The organism is Burkholderia sola (assembly GCF_905400185.1).
GTDB lineage: Bacteria > Pseudomonadota > Gammaproteobacteria > Burkholderiales > Burkholderiaceae > Burkholderia > Burkholderia sola.
Genome location: NZ_FR989677.1, coordinates 787,951 through 799,224 on the forward strand (window position 1 = coordinate 787,951; position 11,274 = coordinate 799,224).

Below are 11,274 nucleotides of genomic sequence, written 5' to 3' on the forward strand. Positions count from 1 at the left end.
TTTTGCCGACGATTTGCCCGAATGCCATCGGGCCAGGAGATTCACATGCGCATTGAAACGTCATTTCTGTTCGATCTCGACGGCACGCTCGTCGACAGCGTCTATCAGCACGTCCTCGCGTGGAAGGAAGCGCTCGATGCCGAAGGCATCGAACTGTCGGTGTGGCGCATCCACCGCAAGATCGGGATGAGCGGCGGCCTGTTCCTGAATCAGCTGTTGCGCGAGACGGACGGCGACATCGACGCCGACCGTGTCGAGCGGCTCGCGCGGCTGCACGCGGCCGCGTACCAGCGGCTGCGCGCGCAGGTCCGGCCGCTGCCGGGCGCGCGCGAGCTGCTGGCCGCGCTGTCGAACGCCGGCATTCGCTGGGCGATCGCGACCAGCGGGCGGATGGAAACCGCGGCGATCAATCTCGAGGCGCTCGGCGTCGATCCGGCGAAGAACGTGGTCGTCACGCGCGATCAGGTGAAGTATGCGAAGCCGGACCCCGACCTGTTCCTGACCGCCGCCGCGAAGCTGAACGTGCCGATCGAGCATACGGTGGTGGTTGGCGACAGCATCTGGGACATGCTCGCCGCGAGCCGCTGCCGCGCACTGGGGGTCGGGCTGCTGGCCGGCGGGTACGGCAGCGACGAGCTGGAGCGCGCGGGTGCGCTGCGCGTGTACGACGATCCGGCGGATCTGCTGTGGCATCTCGACGAGATTGCCGCACGGCCGTAGGCGCCGGCGGGGCGCGCCGGGCCGCGTCCGGCCGGGCAGCCGCACGCGCACGTTCGCGGCGCCACTGCCCCGTTTCGATTCATCGAATCAAAACAATCCAAATCGCCATTGACGATCGCGATTTAAATATTTTTTACCGATGCCCGTTTTCCCGTCTTTTTAAAACAGACGGGAAGATTCTTGAAAAAACGAATCGCCTCTCATATAACGAATACACTTCGCTTCCGGTTCACGATCGCAGTATCCGAATCGTGAAAACGCAAGCGGCATACGGAGCCGAACCGGCCCGCCGGCGCAACCCCGCGTCGCCAGACGTCCCGCGCATGATATGGGGCCTGCATCGCGATACTGCGTCACCGCGCCCTTTCCGCCATTTATTCGGGGCCCTATAAATGCGCACGGATCTTTCGCCTTCATAACGCTTCGACAGAAGCATTACATCGATTCATTCAATCGCACGATCGCACGTGTCGGGGCGCGGAGCATTTTCGCGCCGGCGGTTCGTGAAGGCGTGCGCTCCCGCTCGATCGGCGGGCATTGTTTTGTCCGGTTTGACGGAAATGGACGACGCGAGGATTTCGATGAATCAGATCAGCGAACAGGCAATCGCCGACATGCGCGCGCCGCACCTGGCGCCCGCGCTGCCTATCCGCGTGCTGCACGGCGAAACGGTGAGCGACTACGAGCAGAAAGTGCAGGCGACCTACGCCGGCAGTCCGGACGACTGGCGCAAGGCGATCGGCGAGTACCTGTTGTTCCAGTTCGGCGTCTACGACGATCCGCGCTCCACGCCGCCGATCTCGCTCGATGAATCGGGCATTCGCTACTTCGAACGCCAGCTTCGCCTCGCCGGCTTCGACGATCCCGTTCCCGCACGCGTCGAGCGCATTCTCGACATCGGCTGCGGCTGGGGCTACATCCTCAAGTATCTGGCCGGCCGCTTCCCCGGCTGCATGCGCCTCGACGGTATCAACGTCAGTCGCGAGCAACTCGAGTACTGCGCACGCTTTCATGCGCAGCACGGGCTCGCTGGGCGCATCAACCTGTATCAGTGCAACGCGCAGGACGTCGATCGACTGCCCGATCCCGCGACGCCGTACGATCTCGCGATCATTCGCGGCGTGATCTCGCATTTCCCGAACGCGCTGTACGAAAAAGCCATGCGCGCACTGCATGCGCGCGTGCGCGGCGGCGGGTCGGTGATCATCTCCGATAATCTGTACAACGTCGCACTCAACGAATACGAGTCCGACACGCCGGACGAGATCGACCGGATCGCGTGCAAGCATCGGAAGACGCCCGACTATTTCAGGCAGGTGCTGATCGACGCCGGGTTCGCGATCCGCGACATGCGCGTGCTGCCGTCGAACATCGACGTGGCGCGCTGGCTGATGGACGCCAAGGCCAACATCGACCGCCATTTCCCGCACCGCGCACCAGACACGCTGGAAGAATTGCGCGTGCTCGCCGAAAACTGGTCCGTCGCGCTGATCAAGAACAAGGTGTCGACCTACAGCATCGTCGCGGTCAAACCGGACGCGTAACCCGGAGATCCGCATGCAAGCATCCGGAACGCCGCACGCCGACAGCGCCCCGCCGAGCGCGACGCATACGCTGGTGCTGCCGCTGCCGCGGCTCTCGCTGCCCGTTGCCCGGCACCCGCGGCACGCAGCGATCGAGCAGCAGCTCGCGATCGACGACTATCCGACCATCCTGCGGCACTATCGCAGCGACGCGGCGGCACGCCGTTTTCTCGCGCAGCGCATTCCCGCATATGGCAGCCTGTGCTACCCGAATGCGCGGCCTGATCGCGTGTACACGATTCATCGCATGATGAACGTCACGACGCTGATGGACGACGCGTTCACGCATCTGGCGCGCACCGGCGACCAGGCGGGGCTCGACACGTTGCGTGATCATTTTCTGGCGGCCGTCGACGGCACGCCGCCGCCGGCCGATGTGCCCGCCGCGCGACTGCTGCACGACACGCTGCGCTTGATGCGCACCCGGTGCGACGCGCGCCCGGCCTTCTGGCAGCGCTTCGTCGAATGCATCCGCGACCAGATCCGTACGCAGGCCGATCCGACGGCGACCGACGCATCGCGCCTGTCGCTCGACGACTATCTGGCGTTTCGCCGCGTCGAGGGCTTCGGCCACTGGATCACGCTGCTCACCGAATACGCGCTCGACATCGACATGGAGCAGCGCCTCGCGCAACACGCGGCGCTGGCCGACGCACGGGACAGGACGATCGATTCGGTGATCCTCGTCAACGACCTGTTTTCGTTTCGCAAGGAACGCTCCGCGCACGAGCGATTCAATGCCGTCTGGATCCTGATGCGCGTCGAGCAGTTGAACGTGCAGGCGGCGCTCGACCGGCTCGCGGCACTCTGCACGTCGAACGAGGGCCGCCTGATCGACGCGCGCGAAGCGGTCGCGACCGGCGCGCTGGCGGACGACCCCGACGCGCAGGCCTACGTGACGGAGCTGGGCTACATGAGCGCGGGCAACGCGGAATTTCACGCGTTCAGCACCCGCTACCACGGCGACGATCTCGGCGGCGGCCGCTTCGCCGGCGGCGAAGTCGCGATGACGCCACTGCCGACGCTCGAGGAAATCGCGGCGGCGGACCGGCATGCTTCGCCCCGATGACTGGAGACGCGCATGCACGCATCGATCCCTGTTGTGCCCGAACCCGCGGCCGCTTCCAGACATCGCTATCCGGACGGCTGGTTCGCGCTGGCCTACAGCCGCGACGTCAAACGCGGCGCACTCGTCGTCACGCGCTTCATGGGCGAGGACGTCGTGCTGTATCGAACGGCATCCGGCCTGATTCGCGCGGTCGCGCCGCATTGCCCGCATCTCGGCGCACATCTCGGGCATGGCGGCGTCGTGCGCGGCGAGGAGATCGTGTGCCCGTTCCATCACCTCGCGTTCGCGCCGGACGGCACCTGCGTGCGCGCCGGGCGCGACGGCAAGCCGCCCGCCACCGCGCTGCGGCAGCGCCACGTGTGCGAATGGAACGGCCTCGTGCTCGCATGGCAGGACCGTACGGGCGCGCCGCCGTCGTGGTCGCTGCCCGAACTCGACCTCGACGGCTATTCGCGGCCGCGCGGCCAGTGCCACACGCTGAACGGAAGCCTGCAGAATCCGGCCGAGAACGGCGTCGACGTCAACCATTTCAGCCCCGTGCACGGGTGGTCGAATCCGGTGCTCGAGCCGCCGCAAGCCGATGGCCACCGGATGACGATGCGCTCGACGCTCGTGCTGCTCGGCCAACGGCTGCTGCTGGATATCACGATGCACGGCCTGGGCTGCATGGCCGCGCGCATGGAACTGCCGGACCTCGGGCTGCATGCGCGGGTCGTGCTGTTCCCGACGCAGATCGAAGCCGATCGCTGGACCTGCCGCGAATTCGTGGCGCTGCGCGTCGAACGCGCGTCGGCGTGGCCGTCGCCGCTGCGCCGGGCCGTGCACGAGATACTGGCGAGCGCCGCGTACCGGTTGTGGTTCGTGCCGCAATTCAAGCGCGACCTGCGCATCTGGGATCACCGCGACTACGACGCGCGCCCGACGTTGATGGCGGGCGAGATGCCGATCATGACGTTCCGGCGCTGGGCCGCGCAGTTCTACCCGGCTTCCGGCGGCGACGCGCCTGACGGACAACGCGACGCCGTGCCGGCGGCTGTCGCGCACGCCGATCGGGAATTCGCGCGATGAACGCCGTGCCAATGCAGGAGCACGCGATGCATGCAACCGGCCCCTTCGACGAAACCGCGCCGCTGCCCTATCCGGACGGATGGTTCGCGCTGTGTTTCAGCCGCGAGTTGAAGCGCGGCACCGTGCTCACGACGCCTTTCATGGGACGCGATGTCGTGCTGTACCGGACGGCATCCGGCGTCGCGTGTGCGGTCGACGCGTATTGCCCGCACCAGGGCGCGCATCTGGGCCACGGCGGCGTGGTCGACGGCGAGCAGATCGTCTGTCCGTTCCATCACTACGCGTATGGCCCCGACGGCCGGCGCACCACCGCCGGCTGCACGAAGGGCGGGCAGGCGCTGACGCTTCGCACCCGGCATGTACGCGAATGGAACGGCTTCGTGTTCGTGTGGCAGAACGCCGACGGCCTCGTGCCGACGTGGGAACTGCCGGAAGTCGACATGACCGGCTTCTCGGCGCCCGTCGGTCAGGCTTTCACGCTGCGCGGCGTGATGCAGAACCTGCCCGAAAACGGCTACGACCTCGAACACTTTGGCGCGCTGCATCGCTGGAAGGACATGAAGCCGCATGCGCCCGTGATCGACGGCCCGCGCATTTCGATGCAGGTGGACATGGCATGGAAGAACATCAGATGGAGCACGCTGATCGGCGTTCATGGCCTCGGCTGCGTGTCGTCCGACCATGAAATGAAGGCGATCGGCCTCGAAGCGAAGATCTTCGCGTGCGGCGTACAGATCGCGCCGCTGCGCTGGACCTTCCGGGACGGTATCTCGTTCCGCTTTTCGTGGCTGTCGCGGTGGCCGGCGCCGTTGCAGCGAATCGTCTACGCCGCGCTCGGCCGGTTGCTGCATCGACTGTGGCTGGTGCCGGTGTTCAAGGAAGACATCATGGTGTGGAGCCATCGCGACTACACGGGCTACGGGACACCGGTCGCAGGCGACGGGCCGTATCCGGTGTTTCAGCGATGGGCGCGGCAGTTCTATCCGGCCGAGGGTCGCGCAGCGGCGCAACGGCGTGCCACGCATGTGGACGCGTTCGTCGAGAAATAGCGGGAGCCGGCGGTTCCGCTTCGGGACGCTTTGCGCTAAACCGTCCGCCTAACCAGCATCGTCCGGATCTCCGAAATCGCCTTCGTCGGATTCAGCCCCTTCGGGCACACGTCCGTGCAGTTCATGATCGTCCGGCAGCGGAACAGCCGGTACGGATCCTCCAGATCGTCCAGCCGCTCCGCCGTCGCCAGATCGCGCGAATCGGCGATGAACCGGTACGCCTGCAGCAGCCCGGCCGGCCCGACGAACTTGTCCGGGTTCCACCAGTAGCTCGGGCACGACGTCGAACAGCACGCGCACAGAATGCATTCGTACAGCCCGTCGAGCTGATCGCGCTCTTCCGGCGATTGCAGCCGCTCGCGCGCGGGCGGCGTCGTGTCGTTGATCAGGTATGGCCGGATCGAGTGGTACTGGTTGAAGAAGTCGGTCATGTCGACGATCAAATCGCGCACCACCGGCAGCCCCGGCAACGGCCGCAGCACGATCTCGCGTGGCAGCGTCTGCATGTTGGTCAGGCACGCGAGGCCGTTCTTGCCGTTGATGTTCATCGCGTCGGACCCGCAGATCCCCTCGCGGCAGGAACGGCGATACGCGAGCGTCTCGTCGTCGCGTTTCACGCGGCCGAGCACGTCGAGCAGCATGCGGTCGTCCGGATTCACGTCGATCTCGTAGCGCTGCAGGTACGGCTGCGCGTCGCGATCGGGGTCGTAGCGGTAGATATGCAGGGTACGCGGATCGCTCATCGGTTCCTCCCGGCGCGGGCCGGCATGGGTGGGTTGACGAGATGCTGCGGGGCGGCTGTCGCGGCCTGCGGCGCCGCAAGCGCCATGCCGGTCAGTCGTCGTCCACGCGCTTGTCGACCAGATAGCGGCCGCGCTCGAGCCCCGCGCGCAGCGCCTCCACCTCGGTCAGCCATTCGGGGGCGACGGCCTCCGGTACCATCAACTCGATGCGCGCACCGTTGACGTACACCTGTACCTCGTCGCGCCATGCGCCGCGCTCGTTGGGTCTTGCCCATACCAGGATTTCGTGGCCGCGATACGGGTCCCGAACCTGTGCGTCCTGTTGATGTGCCACGGTGGCCTCCTGTCTTATCTGCGATGGCGATGAAAAAAATGCGCGCCGCATGATCGCCGTGCGCGCCGCCGGCCTCGTGCGCACGCGCCGTGCCCGGCCGGCACGCTGCTTGCGTCCCTTTTCCGCATCGAACCGTTACCGCGCCCGCCTCGCGCAGGGCCGGATGGGATACACATCATGATCGGCCACCTCGAATTGCTGGGACGCCTGCTGCTGGCCGCGCTGCTCGGCAGCGTGATCGGGCTCGAACGCGAACGCCTGAACTGGGCCGCCGGGCTGCGCACGCACATGCTCGTATGCGTGGGCTCCGCGCTCGTGATGCTGGTGTCGACGTTCGGCTTCGAGGACGTGCGCGGGCAAAACGGCGTCGTGGTCGATCCGTCGCGGGTCGCCGCGCAGGTCGTGTCCGGCATCGGCTTTCTCGGCGCGGGCTCGATCCTGCTGCGCGGCGAAGTGGTGCGCGGGCTGACGACGGCCGCGAGCCTGTGGGCGGTGGCCGGCGTCGGGCTCGCCGCAGGCGGCGGCATGGTGGTTGCGTCGGTCGGCGCGACGGCGATCGTGCTCGCGATCCTCGCGGGCGTGAAGCCGCTCGAGCGCCGCTTCATCGCGCAGCGCCAGCAGCGCACGCTGCTGCTCGTGGCCGAACGCGGCGGCCTGACGCTCGGCACGCTGCACGAGGCGCTCGGCCCCGGCCGCGTGCGCGTGAAACGGTTCATCGTCCAGCAGTCGGACGACGATCCGGACACCGACGACATCTCCGTCTCGTTCTCGCGCACGAGCGGGCCGGAATTCGCGGCGATCTGCGAAACGCTGCAAAACATCGCGTGCGTACGGACCTGTCAACCCGACACCTCGTCAAGGAGTTTCGTGTGACCCAGACCGACCTGCTCTCCTATCTCGTGACGAGCCAGCTCGCTGCCCGCATGCGCGGCGGCGCGTGGCTCACGACCAGCCAGCTGGTCGGCGCGTTGCGCGCGTGGCTCGCGTGCCGGCACGCCGACTGCGAGTGGCTCGACCGGATCAGGATCGCGCACGCGTCGGCGACGATCGCGCAGGAGATCTACGACATCGCGATCACGCACGGCGACCCGCAGAGCGGCGAACGCGTGCGGCTCGACGCGCATTCGCCGGAATTGCAGGCGCTGCGCGCGCGCTGCGACGCGCTGTTGCAGCGGATCGACGGCGACCGGGACGTCGGCGCACGATGATCGTGGCGGACCGCGTGACCCGCGCCGACGACCGGCGCGTCGCCCCCGCGCCGGCGAACGCCCCTTCGCGGCACGGCCTGCTCGAACATGGGCGCAACTGCGACACGATCCGCCACGCGGACCGCTTCGCGATGCTGGTCGACGGCGACGCGTACTTCTCGACGCTGCGCGCCGCGCTGCTGCGCGCGCGCCATACGGTGTTCATCGTCGGCTGGGACGTGGACAGCCGGATGCGGCTCGCGCCGGGCGGCGCCGACGACACGTTGCCCGATACGCTCGCGGCCTTCCTGCACGCGCTCGCGTCCGCCCGCCACAATCTGCGCATCTACGTGCTCGCGTGGGATTTCGCGATGATCTACGCGCTGGAGCGCGACTGGCCGCCCGTGTATCGGGCTGGCTGGCGCGCGCATCGCGGCATCCGGTTCCGGCTCGACGATGCGCACCCGCGCGGCGCGTCGCATCACCAGAAGCTGGTCGTGATCGACGACCGGCTCGCGTTCGTCGGCGGCCTCGACCTGACGCGCGCCCGCTGGGACACGCCCGCGCATGCGGCCGACGACCCGCGCCGCCGCGACGAGCACGGCATGCCGTACGGGCCGTTCCACGACGTGCACGCGATGTTCGACGGCGACGCGGCCGCCGCGATCGGCGAACAGGCACGTGCCCGCTGGCTGCAGGCGTGCGGGCGTCCGATCGCGATCCGCGCGCAGCGGCATCTCGACCGGCCCGACGACCCCGATCCGTGGCCGCCCGACGCGCGCGTCGACGTACGCGACGTGCGGCTCGGCATCGCGTATACGGCGCCGCGTCACGGCGGCCGCGAGCCGGTCACCCAGGTGCGCGCGCTCGTCGAGGACACGATCCGCGCCGCGCAGCGGCACCTGTATGTCGAGAACCAGTACTTCACCGCGGCGGTGGTGCGCGAAGCGTTGTCCGCGCGCCTCGCCGACGCGCACGGGCCGGACGTGACGGTCGTCGCGCCGCGCGTGCAGAGCGGCTGGCTGCAGGAAGCGACGATGGGCGTGCTGCGCGCGCGGCTGCACGCGACGCTCGCGTCGGCCGACCGCTTCGACCGCTACCGGCTGCTGTATCCGCACGTCGACGGGCTCGGCGACGGGTGCGTGAACGTGCACAGCAAGGTCGCGATCGTCGACGACGAATGCATCGTGATCGGCAGCGCGAACCTCAATAACCGCTCGATGGTGCTCGACACCGAATGCTGCATCGCGCTGGTCGCGGCCGGCGATGCCCGCGTTCGCGCGGCGATCGCCGGCATGCGCGAGCGGCTGCTGGCCGAGCACCTCGGTACGACGCCCGCGGCGGTGGCCGACGCGTTCGCGGGCGGAGAACGGCCGAACATCGTGCTCGACCGGCTGCGCGCGAAACCGGGCCGCACGCTGCGCACGCTCGACCCGGCCGTGTCGCCGCAGTTCGAGGCGCTCGTGCCGGTCAGCGCGCGGCTCGATCCCGAGCAGCCGATCGAGCCGGACCGGTTCGTCCGCGAATTCGTGCCGCACGAGCAGCATCGCTCGCTCACCGCGCGCTTTTTCGTGCTGGGCGCGGTGGTGCTCGCGATCGCCGCGCTCGCGCTCGCGTGGCGTTTCACGCCGCTGGGCGCGCACCTGAACGTCGCGTCGCTGTCGCACGCGGTGGCCGGCATCGCGCGGCTGCCGGGCGCGCCGGTGCTGCTGCTCGCGGCCTACGTGATTGCCGCGACCTTCGCGGTGCCGATCACGCTGCTGATCGCCGCGACGGGGCTCGTGTTCGGCGCGTGGCCGGGCTTCGCGTATGCGGGCGTCGGCTCGATGGCGGCCGCCGCCGCGACCTACGCGCTGGGCCGCTGGCTCGGGCGCGACGCGGTGCGCCGGCTCGCCGGCGCGCGCGCGAACCGGCTGAGCGAGCACATCGGCCGGCGCGGCGTGGTCGCGATGGCCGTGCTGCGGCTGCTGCCGATCGCGCCGTTCACCGTCGTGAACCTCGTCGCCGGCGCATCGCACATCGGGCTGCGCGACTACCTGATCGGCACCGCGCTCGGGATGCTGCCCGGCATCGTGCTGACCGTCACGTTCGCGCATCAGCTGACCGCCGCGCTCAGCCATCCGGAGCCCGGCGCGTTCGCATGGCTCGCTGCGATCGGCCTCGCGCTGGTCGGCGTGTCGATCCTGCTCGTGAGGGTGCTGCGACGATGGCGCTGAGCCAAGACCCGGCCCCGCCGCCGCACGTCGTCACCGCCGACGCGGCGCCCGCCGCCGCGCCGGGCGGGCGCGACCTGCGGATCGCGACCTACAACATTCACGGCGGCCACGGCGCGTGGCCGGCGCGCGCGGTCGACCGGATCGCGGCCGTGATCGACGAACTCGACGCGGACGTGATCGCGCTGCAGGAAGTGCCGCTCGGCGGCACGCGTGTGCCGGACGTGCTCGCGCACCTGCGCGACGCGACCGGCATGCACGCGGTGGCCGGCCCGACGATCGATACGCCGGAGCGCCGCTACGGCAACGCGGTGCTGTCGCGCTGCCCGATCCGCGCGGCGCGCACGCTCGACCTGTCGTTCCACCCGCGCGAGCCGCGCGGCGCGCTCGACGCCGACATCGATTGCAGCGCGGGCCCGATCCGCGTGGTCGCGACGCATCTCGGGCTGTCGGCGAGCGAACGCAGCGCGCAGGTGCAGCGGCTGCTCGCGGCGTTCGACACGGGCGCGATGCCGGTGATCCTGCTCGGCGACATCAACGAATGGTTCGTGCGCGGCCGCGCGCTGCAGGCGCTCGTCACGCGGTTCCGGCGCGCGCCGGCGCCGCGCACGTTCCCGACCGTGTGGCCGGTGTTCTCGCTGGACCGGATCTGGATTCATCCGGGCGAGTTGCTGGTCGACGTGGTCGTGCATCGCAGCGCGCGGGCGCGGCACGCGTCCGACCACTATCCGCTGGTGGCCCGGATGCGCGCGACGCCGGCGACGGGCACGGCGCTTGCGCGGTGAGCCGTTTTTCGATCCGACGGAGGCAGCTCATGCGAATCGACGCACTCGACGGAAAGGATCTCGATTACTGGTGCGCACGCGCGTTGTGCGCCGATGACGAAGACACGCTGCGCTTCACGGCCGTCGCGCCGACCGTCGTCGTGACGGCCGCGTGCGACGCGTTCCGGCATCTCGACGCGCCGTTCGCGCCGTCGGCATCGTGGGCCGACGCGGGCGCGGTGCTCGATCGCGTGGAGGACCTGCGGATCGCCCGCCACGGCGACGACGTCGAATGCGACGCGACCTTCGTCGACGGCCCGTCGACCTGCGGCGCGCGCGGCCGCGATGCGCGCGTGGCGCTGCTGCGCGCGTTCGTGCGCGCGCGCTTCGGCGACGAGGTAGGCGAGCCGCCGTCGTTCCCGCACCGGATCGAACACGGCAAGGTGGTGCGGTATGACCCCGGCGTGCCGATTCCGACTTCGGACGACGATGCGGCGACGGGGGACAGTTCGGACATCCGCTCGGTGCCACGCATGTAGACCAT

General features: G+C 69.0%; 12 protein-coding genes. 10 read left to right on the forward strand and 2 right to left on the reverse strand.

Going from position 1 to position 11,274, the window contains the following annotated elements; genetic code table 11:
* Nucleotides 1–45 precede the first annotated feature (45 nt).
* The 5 genes from KR541_RS33640 (at nucleotide 46) to KR541_RS33660 (ending at nucleotide 5,489) form a co-directional block, all read left to right on the forward strand.
* Nucleotides 46–720 carry an HAD family hydrolase gene (locus tag KR541_RS33640; RefSeq protein ID WP_050013954.1) on the forward strand — a complete coding sequence of 225 codons (675 nt, stop codon included), beginning with the start codon at nucleotides 46–48 and terminating at the stop codon, nucleotides 718–720.
* Nucleotides 721–1,301: 581 nt separating this feature from the next.
* Entirely contained in the window at nucleotides 1,302–2,264 is a 963-nt protein-coding gene (locus tag KR541_RS33645; RefSeq protein WP_050014051.1) for an SAM-dependent methyltransferase, read from the forward strand.
* Nucleotides 2,265–2,277: 13 nt separating this feature from the next.
* Nucleotides 2,278–3,372: a terpene synthase family protein gene (locus KR541_RS33650; protein ID WP_050013955.1), complete on the forward strand. Its 1,095-nt coding sequence runs from the start codon at nucleotides 2,278–2,280 to the stop codon at nucleotides 3,370–3,372.
* A 12-nt stretch (nucleotides 3,373–3,384) separates the two neighbouring features.
* Complete coding sequence (locus KR541_RS33655; protein ID WP_216090126.1) at nucleotides 3,385–4,440, forward strand: Rieske 2Fe-2S domain-containing protein; 1,056 nt, start codon at nucleotides 3,385–3,387, stop codon at nucleotides 4,438–4,440.
* The gene (locus KR541_RS33660; RefSeq protein WP_216090127.1) at nucleotides 4,437–5,489 is read left to right on the forward strand and encodes a Rieske (2Fe-2S) protein; all 1,053 of its coding nucleotides are present in this window, start codon (nucleotides 4,437–4,439) and stop codon (nucleotides 5,487–5,489) included. Before KR541_RS33655 ends, KR541_RS33660 begins: the two co-directional genes overlap by 4 nt.
* 35 nt (nucleotides 5,490–5,524) lie before the next feature.
* Here the strand turns inward: KR541_RS33660 and KR541_RS33665 are convergent, their stop codons facing one another.
* Both KR541_RS33665 and KR541_RS33670 read right to left on the reverse strand, forming a co-directional pair.
* Nucleotides 5,525–6,232 (reverse strand): succinate dehydrogenase/fumarate reductase iron-sulfur subunit, encoded by a 708-nt coding sequence (locus tag KR541_RS33665; protein ID WP_050013958.1) that lies wholly within the window; start codon nucleotides 6,230–6,232, stop codon nucleotides 5,525–5,527.
* Between the two features lie 91 nt (nucleotides 6,233–6,323).
* Nucleotides 6,324–6,566, reverse strand: a complete 243-nt coding sequence (locus tag KR541_RS33670) for a DUF6566 family protein (RefSeq protein ID WP_050013959.1) — start codon at nucleotides 6,564–6,566, stop codon at nucleotides 6,324–6,326.
* A gap of 177 nt (nucleotides 6,567–6,743) precedes the next feature.
* Between KR541_RS33670 and KR541_RS33675 the strand changes: the two genes are divergently transcribed.
* From KR541_RS33675 to KR541_RS33695, 5 genes are read left to right on the forward strand one after another with little or no spacing between them, the layout of a single operon-like run.
* Entirely contained in the window at nucleotides 6,744–7,439 is a 696-nt protein-coding gene (locus KR541_RS33675; protein WP_209924436.1) for an MgtC/SapB family protein, read from the forward strand.
* Entirely contained in the window at nucleotides 7,436–7,774 is a 339-nt protein-coding gene (locus KR541_RS33680; RefSeq protein ID WP_050013961.1) for a hypothetical protein, read from the forward strand. Before KR541_RS33675 ends, KR541_RS33680 begins: the two co-directional genes overlap by 4 nt.
* Nucleotides 7,771–9,969, forward strand: coding sequence for a VTT domain-containing protein (locus tag KR541_RS33685; protein ID WP_216090128.1), 2,199 nt, complete (start codon nucleotides 7,771–7,773; stop codon nucleotides 9,967–9,969). The genes KR541_RS33680 and KR541_RS33685 overlap by 4 nt, the downstream gene beginning before the upstream one ends.
* Entirely contained in the window at nucleotides 9,960–10,751 is a 792-nt protein-coding gene (locus KR541_RS33690) for an endonuclease/exonuclease/phosphatase family protein (protein ID WP_124638198.1), read from the forward strand. The genes KR541_RS33685 and KR541_RS33690 overlap by 10 nt, the downstream gene beginning before the upstream one ends.
* Nucleotides 10,752–10,780: 29 nt before the next feature.
* Nucleotides 10,781–11,269 carry a phage protein NinX family protein gene (locus KR541_RS33695; RefSeq protein WP_216090129.1) on the forward strand — a complete coding sequence of 163 codons (489 nt, stop codon included), beginning with the start codon at nucleotides 10,781–10,783 and terminating at the stop codon, nucleotides 11,267–11,269.
* Nucleotides 11,270–11,274: the final 5 nt, after the last annotated feature.

What these genes read in the sequence shown, in the direction of transcription:
- KR541_RS33640 (WP_050013954.1), top strand. Translation starts at nt 46, where the DNA reads ATGCGCATTGAAACGTCATTTCTGTTCGATCTCGACGGCACGCTCGTC.
- KR541_RS33645 (WP_050014051.1), top strand. Translation starts at nt 1,302, where the DNA reads ATGAATCAGATCAGCGAACAGGCAATCGCCGACATGCGCGCGCCGCAC.
- KR541_RS33650 (WP_050013955.1), top strand. Translation starts at nt 2,278, where the DNA reads ATGCAAGCATCCGGAACGCCGCACGCCGACAGCGCCCCGCCGAGCGCG.
- KR541_RS33655 (WP_216090126.1), top strand. Translation starts at nt 3,385, where the DNA reads ATGCACGCATCGATCCCTGTTGTGCCCGAACCCGCGGCCGCTTCCAGA.
- KR541_RS33660 (WP_216090127.1), top strand. Translation starts at nt 4,437, where the DNA reads ATGAACGCCGTGCCAATGCAGGAGCACGCGATGCATGCAACCGGCCCC.
- KR541_RS33665 (WP_050013958.1), bottom strand. Translation starts at nt 6,232, where the DNA reads ATGAGCGATCCGCGTACCCTGCATATCTACCGCTACGACCCCGATCGC.
- KR541_RS33675 (WP_209924436.1), top strand. Translation starts at nt 6,744, where the DNA reads ATGATCGGCCACCTCGAATTGCTGGGACGCCTGCTGCTGGCCGCGCTG.
- KR541_RS33685 (WP_216090128.1), top strand. Translation starts at nt 7,771, where the DNA reads ATGATCGTGGCGGACCGCGTGACCCGCGCCGACGACCGGCGCGTCGCC.
- KR541_RS33690 (WP_124638198.1), top strand. Translation starts at nt 9,960, where the DNA reads ATGGCGCTGAGCCAAGACCCGGCCCCGCCGCCGCACGTCGTCACCGCC.
- KR541_RS33695 (WP_216090129.1), top strand. Translation starts at nt 10,781, where the DNA reads ATGCGAATCGACGCACTCGACGGAAAGGATCTCGATTACTGGTGCGCA.